Genomic DNA, 26,728 nt, shown 5'->3' with positions numbered 1-26,728 from the left:
CGTGGGTTCGGGCCTCCATCCAGTGTTACCTGGACTTCACCCTGGACATGGGTAGATCACCTGGTTTCGGGTCTACGACCACATACTCATTCGCCCTATTCAGACTCGCTTTCGCTGCGGCTCCGTCTCTTCAACTTAACCTCGCATGTAATCGTAACTCGCCGGTTCATTCTACAAAAGGCACGCTATCACCCATTAACGGGCTCTAACTACTTGTAGGCACACGGTTTCAGGATCTCTTTCACTCCCCTTCCGGGGTGCTTTTCACCTTTCCCTCACGGTACTGGTTCACTATCGGTCACTAGGGAGTATTTAGCCTTGGGAGATGGTCCTCCCTGCTTCCGACGGGATTTCTCGTGTCCCGCCGTACTCAGGATCCACTCTGGAGGGAACGAAGTTTCAACTACAGGGCTTTTACCTTCTCTGGCCGGCCTTTCCAGACCTGTTCATTTACCTCGTTCCTTTGTAACTCCGTGTAGAGTGTCCTACAACCCCAAGAGGCAAGCCTCTTGGTTTGGGCTAATCCCGTTTCGCTCGCCGCTACTCAGGGAATCGCGTTTGCTTTCTCTTCCTCCGGGTACTTAGATGTTTCAGTTCCCCGGGTCTGCCTTCAATACCCTATGTATTCAGGTAAAGATCCTATCCCATTACGGATAGGGGGTTTCCCCATTCGGAAATCTCCGGATCAAAGCTTACTTACAGCTCCCCGAAGCATATCGGTGTTAGTACCGTCCTTCATCGGCTCCTAGTGCCAAGGCATTCACCGTGCGCCCTTTCTAACTTAACCGTATTTGACGGGTTCATCGAAGATGAACAAGCATCAAAGGTTTTTAACTCTATTTAACATAGAGAGAATTGACTAAAATGGCGATTACTCGGTTATTGCTTCTTCATTAACATTATCTAGTTTTCAAAGAACGAATCTTTCATTGAGAGATTGAACTCTCAAAACTGAACGAACAAAACACGTCACGTTTCATGTAAATATCCTTAGAAAGGAGGTGATCCAGCCGCACCTTCCGATACGGCTACCTTGTTACGACTTCACCCCAATCATCTGTCCCACCTTAGGCGGCTGGCTCCAAAAGGTTACCCCACCGACTTCGGGTGTTACAAACTCTCGTGGTGTGACGGGCGGTGTGTACAAGGCCCGGGAACGTATTCACCGCGGCATGCTGATCCGCGATTACTAGCGATTCCGGCTTCATGCAGGCGAGTTGCAGCCTGCAATCCGAACTGAGAATGGTTTTATGGGATTCGCTTAACCTCGCGGTCTCGCAGCCCTTTGTACCATCCATTGTAGCACGTGTGTAGCCCAGGTCATAAGGGGCATGATGATTTGACGTCATCCCCACCTTCCTCCGGTTTGTCACCGGCAGTCACCTTAGAGTGCCCAACTGAATGCTGGCAACTAAGATCAAGGGTTGCGCTCGTTGCGGGACTTAACCCAACATCTCACGACACGAGCTGACGACAACCATGCACCACCTGTCATCCTGTCCCCCGAAGGGGAACGCCCTATCTCTAGGGTTGTCAGGAGATGTCAAGACCTGGTAAGGTTCTTCGCGTTGCTTCGAATTAAACCACATGCTCCACCGCTTGTGCGGGCCCCCGTCAATTCCTTTGAGTTTCAGCCTTGCGGCCGTACTCCCCAGGCGGAGTGCTTAATGCGTTTGCTGCAGCACTAAAGGGCGGAAACCCTCTAACACTTAGCACTCATCGTTTACGGCGTGGACTACCAGGGTATCTAATCCTGTTTGCTCCCCACGCTTTCGCGCCTCAGCGTCAGTTACAGACCAAAGAGTCGCCTTCGCCACTGGTGTTCCTCCACATCTCTACGCATTTCACCGCTACACGTGGAATTCCACTCTTCTCTTCTGCACTCAAGTTCCCCAGTTTCCAATGACCCTCCCCGGTTGAGCCGGGGGCTTTCACATCAGACTTAAGGAACCGCCTGCGCGCGCTTTACGCCCAATAATTCCGGACAACGCTTGCCACCTACGTATTACCGCGGCTGCTGGCACGTAGTTAGCCGTGGCTTTCTGGTTAGGTACCGTCAAGGTACCGGCAGTTACTCCGGTACTTGTTCTTCCCTAACAACAGAGTTTTACGATCCGAAAACCTTCATCACTCACGCGGCGTTGCTCCGTCAGACTTTCGTCCATTGCGGAAGATTCCCTACTGCTGCCTCCCGTAGGAGTCTGGGCCGTGTCTCAGTCCCAGTGTGGCCGATCACCCTCTCAGGTCGGCTACGCATCGTCGCCTTGGTGAGCCGTTACCTCACCAACTAGCTAATGCGCCGCGGGCCCATCTGTAAGTGATAGCCGAAACCATCTTTCAGCTTTCCCTCATGTGAGGGAAAGAATCATCCGGTATTAGCCCCGGTTTCCCGGAGTTATCCCAGTCTTACAGGCAGGTTGCCCACGTGTTACTCACCCGTCCGCCGCTGACTTCAGGGAGCAAGCTCCCATCTGTCCGCTCGACTTGCATGTATTAGGCACGCCGCCAGCGTTCGTCCTGAGCCAGGATCAAACTCTCCATATAAGAGTTGATTAAGCTCATAAGTTGTCTTTTCAAAAAAGACTAAAGAATTAACGTTGACGTTTTTGTTCGTTCAGTTTTCAAAGATCAATCCGCCGCTTGAGGCGACTTTATTATCTTATCAGGTTTAAACACCTGAGTCAATAACTTTTTTTGAAAGTTTTTTTGGTGGAGCCTAGCGGGATCGAACCGCTGACCTCCTGCGTGCAAAGCAGGCGCTCTCCCAGCTGAGCTAAGGCCCCAATATTAATGGTCGGGAAGACAGGATTCGAACCTGCGACCCCTTGGTCCCAAACCAAGTGCTCTACCAAGCTGAGCTACTCCCCGTAATATGGCGCGCCCGAGAGGAGTCGAACCCCTAACCTTTTGATCCGTAGTCAAACGCTCTATCCAATTGAGCTACGGGCGCAATATAAAATTAAATGGTGCCGAGGACCGGAATCGAACCGGTACGGTAGTCACCTACCGCAGGATTTTAAGTCCTGTGCGTCTGCCAGTTCCGCCACCCCGGCATAAAAATGGAGCGGAAGACGGGATTCGAACCCGCGACCCCCACCTTGGCAAGGTGATGTTCTACCACTGAACTACTTCCGCTTAAAGAATGGTGCGGGTGAAGGGAGTCGAACCCCCACGCCTTGCGGCGCCAGATCCTAAGTCTGGTGCGTCTGCCAATTCCGCCACACCCGCAATATGAAATTAAAATGGTGAGCCATGAAGGACTCGAACCTTCGACCCTCTGATTAAAAGTCAGATGCTCTACCGACTGAGCTAATGGCTCATAATTTTATGAGAATTCCTAAAGCCTGTTATGTGCAGTCAGATGTTCCAAAGCTAAACGCTTTGTCACAGATTGCTATTCAGATGAAGAAATTCACTGATGCTGCAATCTGCTCTACCGACTGAGCTAATGGCTCGTTGAAGTGGTGCCGGCGAGAGGACTTGAACCCCCAACCTACTGATTACAAGTCAGTTGCTCTACCAATTGAGCTACACCGGCAAGTTGTATGGTGGAGGATGACGGGATCGAACCGCCGACCCTCTGCTTGTAAGGCAGATGCTCTCCCAGCTGAGCTAATCCTCCATAATATACGCCCGGCAGCGTCCTACTCTCACAGGGGGACAGCCCCCAACTACCATCGGCGCTGAGAAGCTTAACTTCCGTGTTCGGTATGGGAACGGGTGTGACCTTCTCGCTATCGCCACCGGACTATTTGATTGAAGAAACTTCGTTCCTTCAAAACTAGATAATGCATGAAGAAGTATTTGCCGAGTATTCACCAATGACTTGGTTAAGTCCTCGATCGATTAGTATCAGTCAGCTCCACATGTCGCCACGCTTCCACCTCTGACCTATCAACCTGATCATCTTTCAGGGATCTTACTAGCTTGACGCTATGGGAAATCTCATCTCGAGGGGGGCTTCATGCTTAGATGCTTTCAGCACTTATCCCTTCCGCACATAGCTACCCAGCGATGCCTTTGGCAAGACAACTGGTACACCAGCGGTGCGTCCATCCCGGTCCTCTCGTACTAAGGACAGCTCCTCTCAAATTTCCTGCGCCCACGACGGATAGGGACCGAACTGTCTCACGACGTTCTGAACCCAGCTCGCGTACCGCTTTAATGGGCGAACAGCCCAACCCTTGGGACCGACTACAGCCCCAGGATGCGATGAGCCGACATCGAGGTGCCAAACCTCCCCGTCGATGTGGACTCTTGGGGGAGATAAGCCTGTTATCCCCGGGGTAGCTTTTATCCGTTGAGCGATGGCCCTTCCATGCGGAACCACCGGATCACTAAGCCCGACTTTCGTCCCTGCTCGACTTGTAGGTCTCGCAGTCAAGCTCCCTTGTGCCTTTACACTCTGCGAATGATTTCCAACCATTCTGAGGGAACCTTTGGGCGCCTCCGTTACTTTTTAGGAGGCGACCGCCCCAGTCAAACTGCCCACCTGACACTGTCTCCCGCCCCGATCAGGGGCGCGGGTTAGAATTTCAATACAGCCAGGGTAGTATCCCACCGACGCCTCCACCGAAGCTGGCGCTCCGGCTTCTCAGGCTCCTACCTATCCTGTACAAGCTGTACCAAAATTCAATATCAGGCTACAGTAAAGCTCCACGGGGTCTTTCCGTCCTGTCGCGGGTAACCTGCATCTTCACAGGTACTATAATTTCACCGAGTCTCTCGTTGAGACAGTGCCCAGATCGTTACGCCTTTCGTGCGGGTCGGAACTTACCCGACAAGGAATTTCGCTACCTTAGGACCGTTATAGTTACGGCCGCCGTTTACTGGGGCTTCGATTCAAAGCTTCGCTTGCGCTAACCTCTCCTCTTAACCTTCCAGCACCGGGCAGGCGTCAGCCCCTATACTTCGCCTTGCGGCTTCGCAGAGACCTGTGTTTTTGCTAAACAGTCGCCTGGGCCTATTCACTGCGGCTCATCAGGGCTATGCACCCTAATGAGCACCCCTTCTCCCGAAGTTACGGGGTCATTTTGCCGAGTTCCTTAACGAGAGTTCTCTCGCTCACCTTAGGATTCTCTCCTCGCCTACCTGTGTCGGTTTGCGGTACGGGCACCTTTTCCCTCGCTAGAGGCTTTTCTTGGCAGTGTGGAATCAGGAACTTCGGTACTAAATTTCCCTCGCCGTCACAGCTCAGCCTGTGTGGTAACGGGATTTGCCTCGTTACCGGCCTAACTGCTTGGACGCGCTAATCCAGCAGCGCGCTTACCCTATCCTCCTGCGTCCCCCCATTGCTCAAACGGTAAAGAGGTGGTACAGGAATATCAACCTGTTGTCCATCGCCTACGCTTTTCAGCCTCGGCTTAGGTCCCGACTAACCCTGAGCGGACGAGCCTTCCTCAGGAAACCTTAGGCATTCGGTGGATGGGATTCTCACCCATCTTTCGCTACTCATACCGGCATTCTCACTTCTAAGCGCTCCACCAGTCCTTGCGGTCTGGCTTCAACGCCCTTAGAACGCTCTCCTACCACTGACATCGGAAGATGTCAATCCACAGCTTCGGTGATACGTTTAGCCCCGGTACATTTTCGGCGCGGAGTCACTCGACCAGTGAGCTATTACGCACTCTTTAAATGGTGGCTGCTTCTAAGCCAACATCCTGGTTGTCTAAGCAACTCCACATCCTTTTCCACTTAACGTATACTTTGGGACCTTAGCTGGTGGTCTGGGCTGTTTCCCTCTTGACTACGGATCTTATCACTCGCAGTCTGACTCCCATGGATAAGTCTTTGGCATTCGGAGTTTGTCTGAATTCGGTAACCCGATGGGGGCCCCTAGTCCAAACAGTGCTCTACCTCCAAGACTCTTACTACATGAGGCTAGCCCTAAAGCTATTTCGGAGAGAACCAGCTATCTCCAAGTTCGATTGGAATTTCTCCGCTACCCACACCTCATCCCCGCACTTTTCAACGTGCGTGGGTTCGGGCCTCCATCCAGTGTTACCTGGACTTCACCCTGGACATGGGTAGATCACCTGGTTTCGGGTCTACGACCACATACTCATTCGCCCTATTCAGACTCGCTTTCGCTGCGGCTCCGTCTCTTCAACTTAACCTCGCATGTAATCGTAACTCGCCGGTTCATTCTACAAAAGGCACGCTATCACCCATTAACGGGCTCTAACTACTTGTAGGCACACGGTTTCAGGATCTCTTTCACTCCCCTTCCGGGGTGCTTTTCACCTTTCCCTCACGGTACTGGTTCACTATCGGTCACTAGGGAGTATTTAGCCTTGGGAGATGGTCCTCCCTGCTTCCGACGGGATTTCTCGTGTCCCGCCGTACTCAGGATCCACTCTGGAGGGAACGAAGTTTCAACTACAGGGCTTTTACCTTCTCTGGCCGGCCTTTCCAGACCTGTTCATTTACCTCGTTCCTTTGTAACTCCGTGTAGAGTGTCCTACAACCCCAAGAGGCAAGCCTCTTGGTTTGGGCTAATCCCGTTTCGCTCGCCGCTACTCAGGGAATCGCGTTTGCTTTCTCTTCCTCCGGGTACTTAGATGTTTCAGTTCCCCGGGTCTGCCTTCAATACCCTATGTATTCAGGTAAAGATCCTATCCCATTACGGATAGGGGGTTTCCCCATTCGGAAATCTCCGGATCAAAGCTTACTTACAGCTCCCCGAAGCATATCGGTGTTAGTACCGTCCTTCATCGGCTCCTAGTGCCAAGGCATTCACCGTGCGCCCTTTCTAACTTAACCGTATTTGACGGGTTCATCGAAGATGAACAGCATCAAAGGTTTTTAACTCTATTTAACATAGAGAGAATTGACTAAAATGGCGATTACTCGGTTATTGCTTCTTCATTAACATTATCTAGTTTTCAAAGAACGAATCTTTCATTGAGAGATTGAACTCTCAAAACTGAACGAACAAAACACGTCACGTTTCATGTAAATATCCTTAGAAAGGAGGTGATCCAGCCGCACCTTCCGATACGGCTACCTTGTTACGACTTCACCCCAATCATCTGTCCCACCTTAGGCGGCTGGCTCCAAAAGGTTACCCCACCGACTTCGGGTGTTACAAACTCTCGTGGTGTGACGGGCGGTGTGTACAAGGCCCGGGAACGTATTCACCGCGGCATGCTGATCCGCGATTACTAGCGATTCCGGCTTCATGCAGGCGAGTTGCAGCCTGCAATCCGAACTGAGAATGGTTTTATGGGATTCGCTTAACCTCGCGGTCTCGCAGCCCTTTGTACCATCCATTGTAGCACGTGTGTAGCCCAGGTCATAAGGGGCATGATGATTTGACGTCATCCCCACCTTCCTCCGGTTTGTCACCGGCAGTCACCTTAGAGTGCCCAACTGAATGCTGGCAACTAAGATCAAGGGTTGCGCTCGTTGCGGGACTTAACCCAACATCTCACGACACGAGCTGACGACAACCATGCACCACCTGTCATCCTGTCCCCCGAAGGGGAACGCCCTATCTCTAGGGTTGTCAGGAGATGTCAAGACCTGGTAAGGTTCTTCGCGTTGCTTCGAATTAAACCACATGCTCCACCGCTTGTGCGGGCCCCCGTCAATTCCTTTGAGTTTCAGCCTTGCGGCCGTACTCCCCAGGCGGAGTGCTTAATGCGTTTGCTGCAGCACTAAAGGGCGGAAACCCTCTAACACTTAGCACTCATCGTTTACGGCGTGGACTACCAGGGTATCTAATCCTGTTTGCTCCCCACGCTTTCGCGCCTCAGCGTCAGTTACAGACCAAAGAGTCGCCTTCGCCACTGGTGTTCCTCCACATCTCTACGCATTTCACCGCTACACGTGGAATTCCACTCTTCTCTTCTGCACTCAAGTTCCCCAGTTTCCAATGACCCTCCCCGGTTGAGCCGGGGGCTTTCACATCAGACTTAAGGAACCGCCTGCGCGCGCTTTACGCCCAATAATTCCGGACAACGCTTGCCACCTACGTATTACCGCGGCTGCTGGCACGTAGTTAGCCGTGGCTTTCTGGTTAGGTACCGTCAAGGTACCGGCAGTTACTCCGGTACTTGTTCTTCCCTAACAACAGAGTTTTACGATCCGAAAACCTTCATCACTCACGCGGCGTTGCTCCGTCAGACTTTCGTCCATTGCGGAAGATTCCCTACTGCTGCCTCCCGTAGGAGTCTGGGCCGTGTCTCAGTCCCAGTGTGGCCGATCACCCTCTCAGGTCGGCTACGCATCGTCGCCTTGGTGAGCCGTTACCTCACCAACTAGCTAATGCGCCGCGGGCCCATCTGTAAGTGATAGCCGAAACCATCTTTCAGCTTTCCCTCATGTGAGGGAAAGAATCATCCGGTATTAGCCCCGGTTTCCCGGAGTTATCCCAGTCTTACAGGCAGGTTGCCCACGTGTTACTCACCCGTCCGCCGCTGACTTCAGGGAGCAAGCTCCCATCTGTCCGCTCGACTTGCATGTATTAGGCACGCCGCCAGCGTTCGTCCTGAGCCAGGATCAAACTCTCCATATAAGAGTTGATTAAGCTCATAAGTTGTCTTTTCAAAAAAGACTAAAGAATTAACGTTGACGTTTTTGTTCGTTCAGTTTTCAAAGGTCAATCCGCCGCTCAAAGGCGACTTTATTATCTTATCAGATTCAGTAATCTGAGTCAATAACTTTTTTGAAAATCTTTTTTTGTAAGTCGCTGTCTCGCAGCAACGAATATAAATATATCACCTTGCAGGACAACATGCAATATGTTTTTTTCTTTTTTATCCGCAAAAATGAAAGAAAAAATATTCCCATTATTCTGCTCGAAAAAAAGCATCATTTATGCAGATCTTACATCCTAATTCCTCAATATAAAACAAAAAAGACAGAGCACGCGCTGTACTCTGTCTTGATTTATAGATATTAACGATGGCGCATTAACGGGAATAACAGGACATCTCTAATAGAAGGAGAGTTTGTCAGCAGCATGACCAGGCGGTCGATCCCAATGCCAAGTCCGCCAGTTGGCGGCATGCCGTATTCAAGAGCTTCAATAAAGTCGTCATCCATCATATGAGCTTCATCATTGCCCTCTTCACGTTCTTTCAGCTGAGCTTCAAAACGTTCGCGCTGGTCAATCGGATCATTCAGCTCAGTAAAGGCATTCGCATGCTCGCGGGCTACAATGAATAATTCAAATCGATCAGTAAAGCGTGGATCTTCTTCATTTTTCTTAGCAAGCGGTGAAATCTCGACAGGATGCCCATAGATGAATGTAGGCTGAATTAACTTCTCTTCAACCTTCTGCTCAAAGAATTCGTTAACAATATGTCCATATTCCATATTGTCTTTGATTTCAACACCGTGTTCTTTGGCAAACTGCTGGGCTTCTTCCTTGCTTGTTTCTTTCCAGAAGTCTACCCCTGTGTATTCCTTAATGGCATCTACCATATGAAGCCTTTTCCATTCAGGCTTTAGATCCACTTCGTACTCACCGTACTGCACAGTAGTTGTTCCAAGAACCTCCTGGGCAATGTGGGCAATAAGATTTTCTGTCAGGCTCATGATATCCCTATAGTCAGCATAGGCTTCATACAATTCAATCATAGTGAATTCAGGATTGTGACGTGTTGATACACCTTCATTACGGAATACCCGGCCAATTTCATATACCTTTTCAAGGCCGCCCACAATTAGGCGCTTCAGATGAAGCTCAATCGCGATACGCATATAAAGTTCCATATCCAGCGCATTATGATGAGTGATAAATGGGCGTGCAGATGCTCCCCCTGCAATGGAATGCATCATAGGTGTTTCAACTTCAAGGTAGCCGTGGCTGTCTAGGTAGCGGCGCATAGATTGGATAATACGGCTTCTTGTGATGAAAGTCTGTTTGCTTTCTTCGCTCATAATTAGATCCAGGTAACGCTGACGGTAACGCTGCTCAACGTCTTTAAGTCCGTGGAACTTATCCGGAAGTGGACGCAGGGATTTTGTCAGAAGGTCAAATCCCTGTGCTTTAACAGAAAGTTCGCCTACCTTTGTTTTAAAGAGTGTACCGCTGACCCCAATGATATCCCCCAGGTCGGCAGATTCGAAGATTGCATAGCTCTCTTCCCCAACTGCATCTTTGCGGATGTAGATTTGAATTTGTCCAGATAGATCTTGTATATGAGCGAATCCGGCTTTCCCTTTTCCGCGCTTTGTCATAATACGGCCTGCCAGCGTGACAGAAACATTCTTTTCTTCTATTTCTTCTTTTTCAAGATCACCGTACTGCTTAATTAATTCTTTGCTTTGGTGTGAACGGTCGAAACGTTTCCCGAAAGGATCCATTCCCTGTTCGCGCAAGCTGTTCATTTTCTCGCGTCTTACTTTTAACTGGTCATTTAATTCTTCATGACTCTGGCTCACTGAAATCATCTCCATTTTGTAAATCTTTTTATGTATGCACAATTCTGCGATCCTTCAAAAATGTATATCACTATTATTTTACACAAAGTGAGTAAATCAGACATCCTAAATATTTAAATAGAATAAAAACTGCCAGTTCATGCACTGGCAGTTTCCTTTTATCAAAAGTATTATAGGCAAAGAATGACAGCCTGTCAAACTTTACGTCGCTTATCCAGCCTGTGTCTGGCTTCTTTCCTTTTCTTCTGCATCGATAACCAAAGCGTTCAGCAATGTAACAAGATCTTCTCTCGTATCACATTCGTTAACCGCATTGCGGACTTTCGCATTGCCCCGGATTCCTTTAAGGTACCATGCTGCATGCTTTCTCATTTCACGGACAGCGATAAATTCGCCTTTTAGTGAAATCAGTCGGTCCAGGTGAAGAATGCACACTTCAATCTTTTCGCGCACAGAAGGCTCGCCCATTAATTCACCAGTCTCAAGGTATTTGACTGTGCGGTAGATCATCCAAGGGTTTCCTAAAGCAGCACGTCCGATCATGACACCGTCACAGCCTGTTTCATCCAGCATACGCTTGGCATCCTGCGGTGTCTGCACATCACCATTTCCGATAAGCGGGATGTTAATGTTATGCTTCACTTCGCGAATGATATCCCAGTTTGCTTTCCCTTCATACATTTGGACACGCGTACGTCCGTGAAGGGTTACAGCTTTACCGCCGGCGCGTTCAACAGCCTGAGCGTTTTTTACAGCATAAATGTGATCTTCATCCCAGCCCATGCGCATTTTCACAGTAACAGGCTTTTCGACAGCGTCCGTTACAACAGAAACCATTTCATAAATTTTATCCGGGTCAAGGAGCCACTTGGCACCTGCATCACATTTAGTGATTTTAGGGACAGGGCATCCCATGTTAATGTCGATGATATCTGCATTTGTATTTTTATCAACAAACTTCGCTGCTTCTACCAGCGTTTCTTTTTCGCCTCCGAAAATCTGCAGGCTTAGCGGCTTTTCTCTTTCATCAATATAAAGCATATTCATGGTTCTTTCGTTCTTAGAGACAATGCCTTTGTCGCTGACCATCTCAGCACACACGAGACCGGCACCGAATTCTTTTACAGTCAGCCGGAAAGCCGAGTTGCACACTCCGGCCATCGGAGCCAGTACAACACGGTTTTTCAACTCGATATCGCCAATTTTGAACATAAATTGCACCCACCTCCTTTTAAAATATTCAAACGTATATATTAATCGTGCTCCTGCCTTGGAGCTAATTCTTCCTGTGTTACTTTAAGCGCCAGAGCGATCTGCTCAATTAAAGCCGGTGCAGGCATGCGGTTTCCTCTTTCAATTTCACCCAATATTGAAACCGATACACCCAGCTCTCTCGCAAACCCTTCTTGCGTAAATCCTTTTAATTTTCGAAAAGCGCGAATACGTCTTCCCCATTTTTCTGCTTCCATATCCGTACTCCCTCTCTGTCAGGTATAGCATCCAGTATTGAAATTAAGGGCCTCTCCATCTTCGGAAGCCTGATGCTGGAATCAACCTCTAAAAGAGGAACAAGGACAAACGCTCTTTCATGCATCCGAGGATGAGGAACAATAAGCTTCTCTGTTTCAATATTTTCGTGATTATACAGCAAAATGTCAAGGTCTATTGTCCGGGGGCCCCAATGGATTTCCCTTTTTCTTCCAAGTTCTAATTCTATATCAAGGCATGCATCCAGCAATTCAAAAGGCTTTAATCCTGTGGAAATTTGAATAGCCATATTTAAAAATTGTTCTTGATCTTCATACCCAACCGGGTCGGTTTCGTAAATAGAAGAAGTATTTACCACTTCAGTATCCGGAAGCTGATTAATCATCCCAACGGCTTCCTTCAAGTGTTCAATCCGGCTGCCGATATTTGAGCCAAGTGCAATAAAAGCGGAATTCTTCATGATCTGCCTCTCGTAATTTCAATGGCAACTGATTGATAATGGCCAGGAATAGGCGGATCCGGCTTGATTACTTTGACAGTCAGCTGCAGAATAAGCGGAAAACGCGAAAGAAGTTCAGCTGCCAGCTTTTCTGCTACAGCTTCAACCAGCTTAAAGGGCTTTCCTTCCACAACCTCTTTGCATACTGCATACAGCTCGCCATAGTTAATGGAGTCATTAAGATTATCTGTTTCCCCGGCTTTTTTCAGGTCTGCTTCCACGGTAAGGTCTACCGCAAAGCGCTGGCCAAGCCGTGTTTCTTCAGGAAAAACACCGTGGTAGCCATAAAACTCCATTCGGTTTACATAGATTTTATCCAATATATTCACCTTTTCCCATTAAAGCGTCCATCATTTTCGCCATTCGGCTCATTTCCTTTACATCATGGATGCGGATCATCTGGCAGCCTTTTTGAATGCCGTAGCAGACTGTTGCCCCTGTTCCTTCCGTTCTTTCCTCTACCGGAAGGTCCAGGATGGTTCCGATCATCCGCTTTTTCGATGTTCCAAGCAGTACAGGATACCCAATGGCAACTAGCTTGTCCAAGTCTCTCATCATTTGCAGGTTATAATTTAAGTCTTTGGCAAAACCGATGCCAGGGTCCAGGATAATGTTCTCGTCTTTAACCCCGGCTGACTTTACAAGAGCGATGCTTTCGTACAGGTCATTCAGGACATCACGGAAAAATGAAGTGTATTCCATATCTTTGCGGTTATGCATTAAGATAATCGGCGCTCCCGTTTCCGCTGCGACTGATGCCATCTGAGGATCCGCTTTGGCACCCCAGACATCATTGATAATATGAGCCCCAGCTTCAACGGCCTGCCTGGCGACTTCAGCTTTATAGGTATCAATTGATATCGGAACATCTACTTCCTTTGAAATCGCCTCAATGACAGGAAGAACACGCTTCAGCTCTTCCGCTGCAGGCACCGGATCAAATCCCGGGCGGGTTGATTCTCCCCCGACATCAATAATATCTGCTCCATTTTCAACCATCTTCAGGGCATGCTTAACTGCCAGATCCTGATGACTGTATTTGCCTCCATCCGAGAAGGAGTCCGGCGTTGCATTCAAAATTCCCATTACAATGGTTTTCTTTCCGTAATCCAATCTATATGGTCCACACTGAATTGTTGTTTTAGACATTATGAATCCTCCTACAGTTCATACCTGCTCCATAAGTGTTCACAGTGATTTTCATAGTGAAGCTGGAGCTCTCTTGTTTTTTTGCCGGAAAGTCCCGGCATGGGATGGCCATCAAATGAGCAAATCGGTACAATCTCCTGAATGGAGTTCGTTACAAAAACTTCATCTGCCCCCAATATAGCTTCCGGCCTATACATGCCTTCCTGCACATTCATCTCCAGTTTCTCTGCAAGCCTGATCACAAATCTTCGGGTAATGCCGTTAAGTATGCCAGATTCAAGCGAGGGAGTAGATAAATGGCCTCCATTAATCCAGAATAGGTTAGAAGTGACCCCTTCTGCCAAAAAACCTTCCTTTGTCAAAAAGATCCCTTCTTTGCCAGGGTCGTCTCCCGCTTCCTTTTTAGCCAGAATGTTATTTAAATAATGATGGGACTTCAGGCGTTCTGTCCCTTCTGGTGTATTGCGGGGAATCTTCAGCAGCACTGCCTGCTTTTCTGCACCCGTATTCCTTTGAGGAAGCGGCTTGGAGAAAAGGATCGTATTCGGTCTTGTGTATGGAGCTGTCTGCAGGCCAATTTCTCCGTTTCCCGCTGACACATTCATCCGGATATAGGCATTGTTGTATCCGTTTTTTTCAAGAAGCATTTCCAGCGCTCCAAGCACTTGTTCTCTTTTATAGCTTGCATCGATTTTTAGAACTTCCAGGCTCCAGTTCAGCCGCTCCAGATGGTCATCCAGTAAAAAAGGATGACCATTGTAGACACGGAAGGTTTCGAACAGCCCCAAACCATATAAAAAACCATGATCAAGAGGAGAGATCCTGGCCTCCTCTTTCCTGATAACTTCACCATTCATGTATATATACAAGGTTTACATCCCCTCTGTCTGCAGTGAAGCTTTGTAATGCTGAATAAAATTATGAAGAAGTTCCTTTCCAGCCGTTGTCATAATTGACTCCGGATGGAATTGGACACCTTCCACAGGAAGCTCCTTATGGCGAATGGCCATAATTTCCCCTTCAGCTGTCCAGGCTGAAACCTCAAGGGAATCTGGAAGAGTCTCCTTTTTTACAATCAGCGAATGGTAGCGGGTGGCAGGAAACGGATTGGGCAAACCATTAAAGATTGTTTTTCCATCATGAAAAATGTCAGAGGTTTTTCCATGCATGAGCCGCTCTGCCTGCACAACATCACCGCCAAATACTTGAGCAATCGACTGATGTCCCAGACAAACGCCGAAGACAGGTATTTTTCCTGCAAAAGCTTCAATGGCCTCCAGGCTGATGCCTGCTTCATTTGGGCTGCACGGACCCGGAGAGATCATTAAAAACTTTGGCTGCAAACTGTCAATTTCAGAAATAGACGTTTCATCGTTTCTTTTTACAACCAGCTCTTCACCTAATTCACCGAGATACTGTACGAGATTATACGTAAAAGAGTCGTAATTATCGATCATATAAATCATAGCTGATCCCCTTTTGCCAGTTCTGCGAGTTCTTTTGCTTTCCAAAGAGCAATTGCTTTTTTCAGCGACTCTTTATATTCATTTTTAGGATTGGAGTCAATAACAATGCCGGCACCAGCTTGCACATGGGCCTGTCCTTCTTTAACAAGCATGGTCCGGATGATGATATTCAGTTCCAGGTCGCCGCTGAAATTGATCCAGCCAAGAGAGCCGGTGTATGGGCCTCTTGTGACCGGTTCAAGCTCTTCAATGATCTCCATGGTCCGCACCTTTGGGGCCCCTGTAATGGTCCCTCCAGGAAACACAGCGTCAATGATATCAACAGCACTCTTCCCGTCTGCCAGCTCTCCTTTTACATTGGAGACGATATGCATCACATGTGAGTATTTTTCAATGACCATGAACTCATCCACTTCAACTGTTCCATATTTGCAGACTCTTCCCAGGTCATTTCGCTCCAGATCAACCAGCATCACGTGCTCTGCACGCTCTTTCTCATTTTCAATCAGTTCACTGGCAAGTTTGAGGTCCTCCTCATGGTCCTTCCCGCGGGACCTTGTCCCGGCAATCGGCCGCGTGCTGACGGTGTTTCCTTTTTTCTTAATCAGCAGTTCCGGGGATCCGCTGACAAGCTGGTACCCCGGCGTGTGAAAATACCCCATGTATGGAGACGGGTTTAACGCTCTAAGCTGCTCGTATACATCCATTGCCTGATTATGAATTGGCTGGCTTTGGCGTACCGAGAGATTCACCTGAAAGACATCTCCCTGTGAAATATATTCCTGAATACTCCTGACAGCAGCCATGAATTCTTCTTCATTCATGGACACACCAAGTGTATTTTCTGCTTGATTGTATTCCGCTTTCACAGAAGGCTCCTTACTTTCACTCTTCCATTTCTGCTCCCAGTTCTCTGCCCGTTCCTCAATCGAGTGCTCTTCCCCTTTTTCGTATAAGAAAATCAGCCAGAGCTCTTCGGTTTCGTGGTCAAAGACAAAGCATTCTTTATAAATAAAAAAATGAATATCAGGTATCTGCAGGTCATCTTGAGCCTCATTTGGAAGCTTTTCGATATAACGTGCGTAATCATAGCTGATAAACCCGATTGCTCCTCCCTGAAAGTCAGGAAGTTCATCGAGCTTTTCTGCTTTATAGTCATTCAGCCATTCCTGCATCAAATGAAGGGGGTTGCCTTCCAGCACCTGTTTTTCGCCGTTTCTTACAATTTCAAGTTCTGAATTTTTGCCTGTTAAAATAGCTTCCGGCTCAAAGGCTGCGATACTGTACCTGCCGCCACGTCCGCTTTCAAGCAGAACATGATGCGCCAATCCCTTCGACAGCAAGCGGTATTGGCGGAAAAACCGATTATATGTATAAGGTATTTTTTTTGCATGGATGTGAAGCTGCTTCAATGAATGTCACCCCTATATATTTCTCTTTTTTCATCATACATGATGCAGGGCATGCTTTCATAATTTTTATTGCAGGAAACAAAAGCAGAGGCGCCTTGCCCACCCCCGACACCTCGAGGGGGTAGGCGCTGTAGCTGGAGCAGACACTCTTACACAGAGTTATTTACATCGTTCAATTTTGCAGTTTCCTATACAACAAAAAACAGCGGCCCATTGGAGACCGCTGTCATATCATTATTCAGCTTCAAATTGGTATAAAGGAGTACTTAAGTAACGCTCGCCGTTACTTGGGATAATGGCCAGAACTTTTTTCCCTTTTCCAAGCTCTTTGGCAACTTTTAGGGCCGCACTGATCGCCGCACCAGAGGAAATGCCTCCTAGGATTCCTTCTTCCTTGGCCGCGCGGCGGGCATAATCAAATGCCTCATCGTTTGTAATTTGAATCACTTCATCATAAATCTTTGTATCTAGGGTATCCGGTACAAATCCTGCTCCAATGCCCTGAATTTTATGAGGACCCGGCTTTCCGCCTGATAATACAGGAGAATCGGTTGGTTCAACTGCGTAAATTTTGATGTTTTTATATTTTTCTTTAAGCACTTGGCCGGCACCTGTAATCGTTCCGCCTGTACCGATTCCGGATATAAATGCATCCAGCTGGTCGCCCATTTGCTCTGTAATTTCAGGTCCTGTTGTTAAACGGTGAATTTCAGGGTTCGCAGGGTTTTCAAACTGCTGAGGAACGAAATAGCCATTTTCCTTTGCCAATTCCTGTGCCTTGCGGATCGCACCGCCCATTCCTTCCGGTCCAGGTGTGAGTACAAGGTCTGCACCGTATGCACGCAGTAAATTCCGGCGCTCCATACTCATCGTCTCCGGCATGACAAGAACCGCTTTATAGCCTTTTGCTGCTGCAATCATCGCTAATCCGATTCCTGTATTTCCACTTGTCGGTTCAATAATGGTATCACCCGGTTTAAGGCTTCCATCTTTCTCTGCGGCAGTGATCATTGCCAGGGCAATACGGTCTTTCACGCTGCTTCCAGGATTCATGTACTCCAATTTCAGATAAACATCTGCACTATTATCATCAGCTAAACGGTTTAGTTTCACAATTGGCGTCTGGCCAACAAGGTCTGCGATTGAATTTGCTACACGCACCATTTTCCCCACTCCTCATATCCGACTATTTTTATTGGTTTAATACAAATTTACCAATTTCCATTGGGAATGTCAATGAATTTGATTGCTATTTAAAAGAAAATTCATACTTTTGTCATTATATTTAAACTACCCACTTTTATACATGATACTCAATATATACAGAAAAAAAACACGGAACTCCTCCGTGCTTTTTTCTTTAATGCTCACCGTAAAACCACTCAGCCTTTGCTTCTTTCCAAAACGGCTTGGCAGAGACAGGAACATCCATCTGCTCAAGAGCGATCTGGCGGCGAATCATACTCTTCACTTCTTTAAAGGAATAATTTTCTCCCTTTAAATGCTCGTGAAGCATCACAACCGCATATCCATTTTCCGTTTTGATCGGCTTGGTCCACTTGCCGGGCTTAAGAGTTTTAACCTGTTCAAGTACTTCTGCCGGTATGTGTTCATCATCATCACTGACATACCCTGCATTCCCCCCCAGGCTTGCGGTAAATTCATCGATTGACCGTTCCATCGCCAGCACAGAGAAGCTCGAGCCTTCATCCAGTTCCCTCAATGTCTGTTCCGCTTCTTCTTTTGTTTTAACGATAATCTGAGAGATGTGATAAGTATCCGGAACTTGGAACTGACTGCTGTTTTGCTCATAGTAACTTTTCATTTCTTCTTCTGAGACGGAGACATCAGCAGTCAGCAGTTCTTCAAGAATAAGATTATTTCTGATTTGCCTGCGCCACTTGTCTTCGCTCATTTCATCGGTGAAATTGCCGCCATACATGGTCTTGACCATTTTCAGTTCAAGATCTACAGCCTTATCAGAGATCTTCACCCCGTATTTTTTCCCTGCTTCTTCAATGACCTTCTGATCAATTAATTCACTTAATGTACTTTTCCCATACTTTGTTTCCATTTCACTCATCCATTCCTGGCGAGTGATTTTGTCTCCGCCGACTTTTGCAACTGCTTCCCCGCTGCCATCGCCTTTAAAAAGCAAAAAGGACAATGTGATAAGGTTCAGCAGCACCAAACCGGCAATGATCATAAAAAGCTGTCTCTTTTCCAAGTGCTCCTCCCCCTAAGAAAAGCGCAAGCGCCCCGCTGAGCCCCGAGCCTCAGCATCCTTTTCTTTCAGGAGCCTAAAAGCTTTAGGCAGTCGCTTTATCAAGTTTATTACTTTACTTCGTTCTTTAATTCTTCGAGTTCTTCTTTAGTGTAGTGGTATTTCTCGTTGCAGAAATGGCAGGATGCTTCTGCCTGGCCGTCTTCATCGATCATTTGCTGGATTTCCTCTTTACCCAGGCTGATGATTGCATTGGCAAAACGCTCTTTTGAACATGTACAAGTAAAAGAGACAGGAAGCTTCTCAAGGAACTTCACATTGTCTTTGCCAAGTATTGTTTCCAGTAGTTCTTCAGGCGTTAATCCTTGCTGGATCAATTTGGATACAGGCGGAATTTCTTTCAGTCTGTTCTCAATTAAAGTAATCGTCTCTTCATCGGTTCCCGGCATAAGCTGGAGAATAAATCCCCCAGCAGCAAGAATTGAATTGTCAGGGTTAACAAGAACACCAACTCCAACGGAAGAAGGCACCTGTTCAGAAGTAACAAAGTAATAGGTGAAATCCTCTCCAAGTTCTCCGGAAACCAGCGGAACCTGTCCTGTGAAGTGCTCTCTCATTCCAATGTCCTTCACGACAGTCAGCGTCCCTTCAGTGCCGACCGCGCGGCGCACATCAAGCTTGCCCTGCTCATTAAGATCGAAGTGCGTCTGAGGGTTTGTTACATAGCCGCGCACCTCTCCCTTAGCATTGCTGTCTACAAGGATGGCGCCAATTGGACCGCCGCCTTCGATTTTGATAGTCAGTTTGTTATCGCCCTTCAGCATGGCGCCCATCATAACGCCCGCCGTCATGGATCTCCCTAATGCCGCTGAAGCGGTTGGCCATGTATAATGCCTGCGCTGGCCCTCTCCAACTGTTTCGGTAGTGCGGGATGCATATGCACGGACTTGTCCATCATATGCAAGTGCTTTTACTAGGTAATCGTTCATTTTTTGCTCCTTTCTACGAAAAGCGGAAGCGACTTGCCCACCCCCGACACCTTAGAGGGGGTAGGCTGCTTGCGCTAGACAATTTTCGAAGTTCATAAAGTTTACACATACTTAACTTCCAGAAAACCTCTTATAAAGTCTTTCAAAGCTTTCGTCCTATTTTTTTATGGTTTCCATATTTCGTTTATAAATAATCTGCAGACCCTTTAAAGTTAAAAATGGATCCACGACATCAATGATATCCGATTCCTGCGCAATTAGGCCTGCAAGACCCCCAGTGGCAATGACAGTAGGCTTTTGCGATGCCTGATCTTTCATTCTTTTTACTATACCTTCAACCTGGCCAACATAACCATATAAAATCCCAGCCTGCATGGCAGATACGGTATTCTTTCCGACAATATGATCAGGACGGGCAATTTCTATTCTTGGAAGCTTGGCTGCACGGGAGTAAAGAGCCTCGGTCGAGATTCCGATTCCCGGAGCAATTGCACCACCCATATATTGCTTATTTTCATTGATATAGCAATAAGTAGTGGCTGTTCCAAAATCGACAATGACTAACGGGCTTCCATATTCATGAATGGCCGCTATAGCATTGACGATGCGGTCTGCCCCCACTTCTCTCGGGTTATCATACTTGATGTTTAAGCCTGTCTTGATGCCAGGACCTACAACAAGAGGCTTCACATGGAAATATTTCTGGCACATTCTTTCAAGCGAAAACATGATTGGCGGCACCACTGAGGAAATGATAATGCCATCTATATCTGAAAAGGAAAGATTCTCATGCTCAAACAGAGACTTCACAATCATTCCATATTCATCTTCTGTTTTATTCCGGTTGGTTTCAATTCGCCAATGATGCTTTAATTCATCTTGGTCATAGACACCCAGAACGATATTCGTATTCCCTACGTCGAAAACAAAGATCAACATTCTCACCACTTTATGATTATTTAAAACGCTATTTTCACTGAAAACATCATATCACAACTGCTGTTGTTTCGTGTAATCGAAAATTCCGGTCAATCTTGGAATTGATATTTTCCGGCAAAAAAAAGCGCCCCTGGAGGCGCTTTTCGATTATTATTTGTCTTTGCGTTCTTCGTCGATGGCAGGTGGCACATCCGCTTCTGCAGGGCTTGAGCCTTCCCTTGTTTCAGGGATTTCGCCTGTTTCAGCAGGATCCTCTTTCTTGATGCTGATGTTTACTTTAACATCTTCATCCGTTGAAATGGAAGTCACTGAACGGTCAGGCAGTCTGCCATGTTCTGATAAGTGCTTGATTTGTTCCGCATCAAGCGTTTCAACTTCAAGCAATGTATTGGCGATCAGATTCAGCTTATCACGGTTTTCTGTTAAGAGCTTTCTTGCTCTTTCATAGGATTCCTTGATAATGCGCTGGATCTCAAGATCGATTTCATATGCGATTGCATCTGAATAGTTCTGTTCATTATGGAAGTCACGTCCAAGGAATACCTGGCCGCCCTGAGACTGTCCGAACTGCAATGGTCCAAGCTTATCGCTCATTCCGAATTCGGTTACCATGCGGCGGGCAATGCCTGTAGCACGCTGGAAGTCATTATGGGCACCTGTGCTTACTTCACCGAAGACAATTTCTTCAGCCACACGTCCGCCAAGCAATCCGACAATTTTGTCGAGAAGCTCAGGTTTCGTCTGGAAGTAGCGGTCTTCTTTCGGAAGCATAACTGCATATCCTCCAGCCTGGCCGCGCGGCACAATTGTCACTTTATGAACCATTTCAGCTTCATCAAGCACTAAACCGATGACTGTATGACCTGCTTCATGGAAAGCAACGATGTTTCTTTCCTTCTTAGAAATAACACGGCTTTTCTTAGCGGGACCGGCAATTACACGGTCTGATGCTTCATCTAAATCTGTCATATCTATCTTTTTCTTATTTCGACGGGCTGCGACAAGGGCCGCCTCATTCAATAAGTTTTCTAAGTCTGCTCCTGAGAAACCAGGTGTACGCTGTGCAATAGCCTTTAGGTTGACACTCTCATCAAGAGGTTTATTGCGTGCGTGTACTTTAAGTACAGCTTCACGACCTGTTACATCCGGGCGGTCAACTGTAATCTGTCTGTCAAAACGTCCCGGACGCAATAATGCCGGGTCAAGAATATCCGGACGGTTAGTGGCAGCAACGATGATAATTCCTTCGTTTGCTCCAAATCCATCCATTTCAACTAGAAGCTGGTTAAGGGTCTGCTCGCGTTCATCATGTCCGCCGCCTAGGCCGGCACCACGCTGGCGCCCTACAGCATCAATTTCATCGATAAAAATAATACAAGGCGCGTTCTTTTTAGCATTTTCGAATAAGTCGCGGACACGGGAAGCACCCACACCGACGAACATTTCAACGAAATCAGAACCGCTTATAGAGAAGAACGGAACGCCCGCTTCACCGGCAGCTGCCCGTGCAAGCAAGGTTTTACCTGTTCCCGGAGGTCCTACAAGAAGAACACCTTTAGGAATTCTTGCTCCCAATTCAGCAAACTTGCGCGGGTCTTTAAGGAACTCAACGACCTCAACAAGCTCCTGCTTTTCTTCATCGGCGCCTGCAACATCTTTAAAGCGCACTTTCTTTTTGCTTTCATCATACAGCTTGGCTTTGCTTTTGCCGAAGTTCATCACACGGCTGCCTCCGCCCTGCGCCTGGTTCAGCAGGAAGAAGAATAGTATGAAGATGATGATGAAAGGAATGATTGACGTAAAGAATGTCACCCATCCGCTTGTTTCCTTAGCCGGCATGACTTCAACATCTGAAGACTGGGCTAATTGATCCACACGGTCAAGGATATTATCATTGTTCATGATATAAGTCAGGAAGTATTTGCCTTCCTCATATCCTTCTAGCTGACCCCTTACTTCAAATACACCTCTCTCAGGCTGAAGGGAAATGGACGTAATATCGCCGCTTTCCAAGTGATCAACAAATTTATTATAAGAGATGTGCTCCGTTGGTTCATTGTTGCCGTTAAAGAAGCTGACAACTCCAATAATGACTAAAAATATTAATAAATAAAAGATGGTATTCCGGAAGATCCGATTCATCCCTTACCTCCTCCCACGGTAAACAAACTATAGTGTATAGTATCATAGAAAATCGTGCCAATACAAGGAATTAGACTTCTTAAAACCGGGTGATTCATGTTGCAGTAAAGGGCTTTAATACATGATCAATGCTTAGGATTTCCTTAATCGTTATTGCTGTATACTTCCGGCTTCAGGACCCCAATATATGGAAGATTACGGTATTTTTCCGCGTAATCCAGGCCGTAGCCGACTACGAATTCATCAGGAACAATAAATCCTACATAATCAGCTTTGATATCAGCCTTTCTTCCTGTTGGCTTGTCAAGCAGTGTTACAATCTTAATGCTTTTCGCTTTTCTGTACCGGAACAGCTCAACAAGGTAGCTGAGTGTCAAGCCGCTGTCTATGATATCTTCGATGATTAGAATATCTCTGCCTTCCACAGAAGTATCAAGGTCTTTCAGAATTTTCACTTCTCCTGAAGAAACCATTGCATTTCCATAGCTTGATACATCCATGAAGTCCATCTCAAGATATGTATCCACGCGCTTTAGAAGGTCGCTCATGAAAGGCATGGCTCCTTTTAAAACCCCAACGGCAAGCGGGAATCGGTCCTGGTATTCTTCAGTAAGTTCAGCAGCAAGGGATTTAATCTTATCCTGCAGCTCCTCTTCCGAAATCAGTACTTTTTCAATATCATTTTTCATCATTTATTGTGCCCCCTAGAAGATCATTGCTTTATGTATTTTAAAATAATATAACTGGTACAAGATTGCTGCTGCCTATCATCATGTGATTTCTTCAAACCAGGCACCCACAGGATCCTGCCTTGTGCATCTGTCACAATCGGCCAGGTTTTCCGATCATGCAGCGGTACTTTATGATCGATGAAAATGTCCTTAATCTTCCGGGACCCCTGCATTCCTTTTAGCGTCATGCGATCTCCCTTTTCTCTTGTCCTGATAATCATTGGAAGAGAAGCATCCTCCCTGCCTAATACCAGGGTATCATTGTTTAGAATTCCTTCAGGACAATCAGCATATTCAAGGATAATCGATCCGCCGTTTGGGAGTATAATGCTTGCAGGTTCGAAGACTTCATAACGATAGGATTGTACAGGTTCCTTCGGGAATAAGAAGTGGCATTGCCGGTAGGAGCGTACAATGTGTAAACCGCCTGGAAAATCTAAATTTCCCGATGGATGAGGACTTTTCATTAAGGAAAAAATGCTCTCTATATGAGATGCCGATAACGATGCCGGCCTTTCCTTATAAAGATAGTTTAATATTAGTTGAATCCCTCTCCTTTGTAAAGGCATTGGCATTGCCTCGAAAGCATCGATATCCATACTAATTTCCTCATTGGCATTCTTTTTCATTACTGTATTCATTTTATGGACAGTTAATTCCTGCAGATATGCTTCATCACTTTGCAAATCTTCACTGAATCTTTGAAAATGCTCATGCACCTGAGGATTTTCTTTTCTCAGGAATGGGAGCACTTCCTGCCTGAATCGGTTGCGGCTGTATACGCCTTTTTCATTGCTTGGATCCCGCCGGGGGTTCAGGCGTTCTTTCAGGCAGTAGCCTTCAATTTCTGCTCTATTCAAGCATAGGAAAGGGCGGATGATAAAGTAATCGCCAAATGGGCGCATGAAGGGAATTCCTGCCCGTGCGCTGCCGGCGCTTCCCCTTGTAAGCCGCATTAATATGGTTTCAACCTGATCATCGCCATGATGTCCCAGCGCTATAAAGTCTGCCTCATACTTCGTGGCGGTTCTTTGATAGAAGCTGTAGCGGCAATCCCTTGCAGCTGTCTGGGAACTCTTCCCGGATTTCTCCATATATTCAGGCACATTCACTCTTTCCATTTCAAATGGAATGGCTTTCTCTTTGCAGTAACCCTTCACAAACAAGGCGTCCTGAAAGGATTCTTCGCCTCTGAACATATGATCAACATGTGCGGCGATTAGTTCGATTTGAAGCTGCTGTTTCCGGCTCCAAAAATAATGGAGCAGGGCGATTGAATCCGGACCTCCTGATACACCGACTACTATTTTCTTATTGTTTAAATCCAGTCCCTTTTTCTTAAGGTAAGCACTCACTTTCTCTTGGAGCATAGGCTTCTTCCTTATCCGTTAGAAATGTATTTATTGCTGACAATCAGAAAAAGATTATCCTCTAATTGAAGTTTCACTTTATCACTACCCCTGCAAAGGGCAGCATAATCCTTCATATAGAAAAGCATATCATTTTTAAAGGGTAAATATCAAAAGGGATTAAGCTTACTATACGGATCAGGGAGAAGAAAGTTTCATTTTTCACAAATTTAAAGCAGCTGCCCATAAATATATAAGAAATAAAGAAGCGTCACGATAAGGGTAATCAGCAGGGTTTCAAAGATACTCCCTTTCTGCTTTTTTTGCCTGTACATTTGCCTGCTGGCAGGCTGAGGACCAGCTGATTGTCCGGCATTCCTGTTTCCCGTGCTCCTTTGCGGCGGGTTGGAACGGGTGAGCTGGAGCATATCATTTCTCATTTCACCTGCCGAGCTATAGTTTCCTTGCAGGGCATTTAGAATAACATCTTCGTATTTCAGCAGTTCTTTCTTTTGGCGGACCATCATTTTGAGCTGTTTGAGGTCACCTGTTGTCTTAGCAAATCTTTTCGGGTATGCTGTATTGATTAAAATCATGGCTGCAGCAAAAAGATCGTAGGCAGGGTCAGCCTTTCTGGTCCCCAATCCCCAATAGCCGCGATCATAAAACTCGGTAAATTCTTTTATCGCCCTGCCTTGAATAGTGGTTCCACCCACATCAATCGTACGTATTTTTGAGGGTGGGCCTGTTACGATCAAATTATCCGGCTTTAAATCACCGAAAACCCAGCCCGCTTTATGCAAGGAATCAAGATCATTCAGCATCTGTACGATTAAGACACCAGTCCAGGAGGATCCTTTTTGCTGGATAAAGGTCAGCAAATCAGGGCCCTGTATATATTCCATTGCATAGAACGAAACCTTTCCACTCCTTCTTTCCCAATCATCCACATCAAGCAAAGAAGGCCCGAGGGCAGAGCCTTGGACCTTTGCAAAGGATTTAAGGACGTTCACTTCAGACGTGATGGACATCCCGTTATCACTCATTTTCAAAGCAACCTGCTGATTTTGGTTTTTGGCGAGATACACAATCCCATTAGCACCATACCCCAATTCCTTTATAATGGTATATCGGTTTCGGTGCCACTTTCCTTCAATCACAGTACCAGGGTTTACTTTACACTGACTCTTCAAAGAATGATTCATCATCACTGGAAAGCAGACTCCTTAATGAACGTTTTTTCTTAAAATGGTTTAGTGCCTCATGAATGGCTGGACCTGTAGGCGTAATCCCGCCTGTTGTCAATTTCGAGAAAATACTGGTCAGAGATTCAAGATTCGGTGTCCAATCCAGCATTTTTTCGACATCTTTCTTTTTCCCGGGAAATACGAATACGGAAAAACGGTTATCACCAGATCGGGCATTAAGACTTAGGGAGAGATCCAGCAATGCTTCTTTTACGGTAGGAAGCTTATGCTTCATGCTTGCACTGGTATCCACGAGAACCAGCACTTCAAGTTCAACCGTTTCACCGAGTTCATCCACGACCTCCATCACTTCCCCCCGCTGATCAGGCGGAAGGTCTTCCATTGTTTTTGAGCCGCCGCCCAGGATCTGCTGGAGCTCTTTATTCACAACTCCCTGAAGTGTCTGGGTCATGGCTTTTCTCGTCACCATCTGTACCGTCTGGGACAGCTGCTGAGAGTAGACAACCTGACTGACTCCGCCTCCTGACATTGCGATTCCTTCAATTTCATTCATTCCCTGTTCATCAATGACATCCTGCTCCATGACTCCGATTACATTCACAGTTATACCCTGCTCCTTGGCCAGTGCCGCCATGGCAACAGGATCTTCACCCTGATTTGAACAGCCATCCGTTATCAGTAAAATTTGCTTCAGTGTTCCTGTTTTCATTTGAAACTCCCCTCCACATTCTGAGTTGTTA

General features: G+C 46.8%; 18 protein-coding genes, 9 tRNA genes and 5 rRNA genes (1 of these 32 only partly in view). All 32 read right to left on the bottom strand.

The genetic code is table 11. The annotated features are described in order from the left end of the window. Positions 1-787 (bottom strand): 23S ribosomal RNA (locus tag ACXAD1_RS24880); its annotated part reaches 2,145 nt to the left of the window's first position; the annotation flags it as partial. A gap of 207 nt (positions 788-994) precedes the next feature. Continuing rightward, positions 995-2,544: ribosomal RNA gene (locus ACXAD1_RS24875) — 16S ribosomal RNA — on the bottom strand. Positions 2,545-2,707: 163 nt separating this feature from the next. Then, positions 2,708-2,783, bottom strand: a tRNA-Ala gene (locus ACXAD1_RS24870). Between the two features lie 8 nt (positions 2,784-2,791). Next, a tRNA-Pro gene (locus ACXAD1_RS24865) sits at positions 2,792-2,868 on the bottom strand. Positions 2,869-2,873: 5 nt separating this feature from the next. Further along, a tRNA-Arg gene (locus ACXAD1_RS24860) sits at positions 2,874-2,950 on the bottom strand. 14 nt (positions 2,951-2,964) lie between these two features. Further along, positions 2,965-3,053 (bottom strand) — tRNA-Leu (locus tag ACXAD1_RS24855). Positions 3,054-3,060: 7 nt separating this feature from the next. Continuing rightward, positions 3,061-3,135, bottom strand: a tRNA-Gly gene (locus tag ACXAD1_RS24850). An 8-nt stretch (positions 3,136-3,143) separates the two neighbouring features. Next, positions 3,144-3,228: transfer RNA gene (locus ACXAD1_RS24845), tRNA-Leu, on the bottom strand. A 15-nt stretch (positions 3,229-3,243) separates the two neighbouring features. Further along, positions 3,244-3,319 (bottom strand) — tRNA-Lys (locus ACXAD1_RS24840). A gap of 143 nt (positions 3,320-3,462) precedes the next feature. Continuing rightward, positions 3,463-3,538 (bottom strand) — tRNA-Thr (locus tag ACXAD1_RS24835). Positions 3,539-3,546: 8 nt separating this feature from the next. Next, positions 3,547-3,622: transfer RNA gene (locus ACXAD1_RS24830), tRNA-Val, on the bottom strand. Positions 3,623-3,631: 9 nt separating this feature from the next. Beyond that, positions 3,632-3,748: ribosomal RNA gene (gene rrf, locus ACXAD1_RS24825) — 5S ribosomal RNA — on the bottom strand. A gap of 78 nt (positions 3,749-3,826) precedes the next feature. Then, positions 3,827-6,762 (bottom strand): 23S ribosomal RNA (locus tag ACXAD1_RS24820). Between the two features lie 206 nt (positions 6,763-6,968). After that, positions 6,969-8,518: ribosomal RNA gene (locus ACXAD1_RS24815) — 16S ribosomal RNA — on the bottom strand. 383 nt (positions 8,519-8,901) lie between these two features. Next, positions 8,902-10,401, bottom strand: a complete 1,500-nt coding sequence (gene lysS / locus ACXAD1_RS24810; RefSeq protein WP_474911359.1) for a lysine--tRNA ligase — start codon at positions 10,399-10,401, stop codon at positions 8,902-8,904. 201 nt (positions 10,402-10,602) lie between these two features. Then, complete coding sequence (gene dusB, locus ACXAD1_RS24805) at positions 10,603-11,604, bottom strand: tRNA dihydrouridine synthase DusB (RefSeq protein WP_206845896.1); 1,002 nt, start codon at positions 11,602-11,604, stop codon at positions 10,603-10,605. A 41-nt stretch (positions 11,605-11,645) separates the two neighbouring features. Next, positions 11,646-11,861 (bottom strand): helix-turn-helix domain-containing protein, encoded by a 216-nt coding sequence (locus ACXAD1_RS24800; protein ID WP_053433216.1) that lies wholly within the window; start codon positions 11,859-11,861, stop codon positions 11,646-11,648. Next, positions 11,813-12,340 carry a 2-amino-4-hydroxy-6-hydroxymethyldihydropteridine diphosphokinase gene (gene folK, locus ACXAD1_RS24795; RefSeq protein ID WP_206845830.1) on the bottom strand — a complete coding sequence of 176 codons (528 nt, stop codon included), beginning with the start codon at positions 12,338-12,340 and terminating at the stop codon, positions 11,813-11,815. The genes ACXAD1_RS24800 and folK overlap by 49 nt, the downstream gene beginning before the upstream one ends. Then, positions 12,337-12,699: a dihydroneopterin aldolase gene (gene folB, locus ACXAD1_RS24790; protein ID WP_206845833.1), complete on the bottom strand. Its 363-nt coding sequence runs from the start codon at positions 12,697-12,699 to the stop codon at positions 12,337-12,339. The genes folK and folB overlap by 4 nt, the downstream gene beginning before the upstream one ends. After that, positions 12,692-13,528 (bottom strand): dihydropteroate synthase, encoded by an 837-nt coding sequence (gene folP / locus ACXAD1_RS24785; RefSeq protein WP_206845836.1) that lies wholly within the window; start codon positions 13,526-13,528, stop codon positions 12,692-12,694. The genes folB and folP overlap by 8 nt, the downstream gene beginning before the upstream one ends. A gap of 11 nt (positions 13,529-13,539) precedes the next feature. Further along, positions 13,540-14,397 carry an aminodeoxychorismate lyase gene (gene pabC / locus ACXAD1_RS24780; protein WP_474911263.1) on the bottom strand — a complete coding sequence of 286 codons (858 nt, stop codon included), beginning with the start codon at positions 14,395-14,397 and terminating at the stop codon, positions 13,540-13,542. 3 nt (positions 14,398-14,400) lie between these two features. After that, complete coding sequence (gene pabA / locus ACXAD1_RS24775; protein ID WP_474911262.1) at positions 14,401-14,994, bottom strand: aminodeoxychorismate/anthranilate synthase component II; 594 nt, start codon at positions 14,992-14,994, stop codon at positions 14,401-14,403. Beyond that, positions 14,991-16,406: an aminodeoxychorismate synthase, component I gene (pabB, locus tag ACXAD1_RS24770; RefSeq protein WP_474911261.1), complete on the bottom strand. Its 1,416-nt coding sequence runs from the start codon at positions 16,404-16,406 to the stop codon at positions 14,991-14,993. Before pabB ends, pabA begins: the two co-directional genes overlap by 4 nt. Positions 16,407-16,640: 234 nt before the next feature. Continuing rightward, complete coding sequence (gene cysK / locus ACXAD1_RS24765; protein ID WP_206845841.1) at positions 16,641-17,570, bottom strand: cysteine synthase A; 930 nt, start codon at positions 17,568-17,570, stop codon at positions 16,641-16,643. Positions 17,571-17,766: 196 nt separating this feature from the next. Beyond that, the gene (locus tag ACXAD1_RS24760; protein ID WP_474911260.1) at positions 17,767-18,633 is read right to left on the bottom strand and encodes a peptidyl-prolyl cis-trans isomerase; all 867 of its coding nucleotides are present in this window, start codon (positions 18,631-18,633) and stop codon (positions 17,767-17,769) included. Between the two features lie 107 nt (positions 18,634-18,740). After that, on the bottom strand, positions 18,741-19,619 hold the full coding sequence (hslO, locus tag ACXAD1_RS24755; protein ID WP_206845843.1) for an Hsp33 family molecular chaperone HslO: 879 nt from the start codon (positions 19,617-19,619) through the stop codon (positions 18,741-18,743). 156 nt (positions 19,620-19,775) lie between these two features. After that, positions 19,776-20,555, bottom strand: a complete 780-nt coding sequence (locus ACXAD1_RS24750) for a type III pantothenate kinase (RefSeq protein ID WP_474911358.1) — start codon at positions 20,553-20,555, stop codon at positions 19,776-19,778. A 153-nt stretch (positions 20,556-20,708) separates the two neighbouring features. Then, a complete protein-coding gene (gene ftsH, locus ACXAD1_RS24745; protein WP_113885324.1) occupies positions 20,709-22,700 on the bottom strand; it encodes an ATP-dependent zinc metalloprotease FtsH in 1,992 nt (663 codons plus the stop codon). A gap of 143 nt (positions 22,701-22,843) precedes the next feature. Then, positions 22,844-23,389, bottom strand: a complete 546-nt coding sequence (gene hpt / locus ACXAD1_RS24740; protein WP_474911357.1) for a hypoxanthine phosphoribosyltransferase — start codon at positions 23,387-23,389, stop codon at positions 22,844-22,846. A 23-nt stretch (positions 23,390-23,412) separates the two neighbouring features. Further along, positions 23,413-24,801 carry a tRNA lysidine(34) synthetase TilS gene (gene tilS, locus ACXAD1_RS24735; RefSeq protein WP_474911259.1) on the bottom strand — a complete coding sequence of 463 codons (1,389 nt, stop codon included), beginning with the start codon at positions 24,799-24,801 and terminating at the stop codon, positions 23,413-23,415. 209 nt (positions 24,802-25,010) lie between these two features. After that, positions 25,011-25,988 (bottom strand): serine/threonine protein kinase, encoded by a 978-nt coding sequence (locus tag ACXAD1_RS24730; RefSeq protein ID WP_474911356.1) that lies wholly within the window; start codon positions 25,986-25,988, stop codon positions 25,011-25,013. Further along, on the bottom strand, positions 25,957-26,697 hold the full coding sequence (locus ACXAD1_RS24725) for a VWA domain-containing protein (protein ID WP_474911258.1): 741 nt from the start codon (positions 26,695-26,697) through the stop codon (positions 25,957-25,959). The genes ACXAD1_RS24730 and ACXAD1_RS24725 overlap by 32 nt, the downstream gene beginning before the upstream one ends. Positions 26,698-26,728: the final 31 nt, after the last annotated feature.

The sequence above is a fragment of the Cytobacillus sp. ABV4_503 genome, from assembly GCF_056158445.1.
Note: the sequence above shows the minus strand (reverse complement) of the source record. Positions and strands in the feature narration are given on the sequence as shown.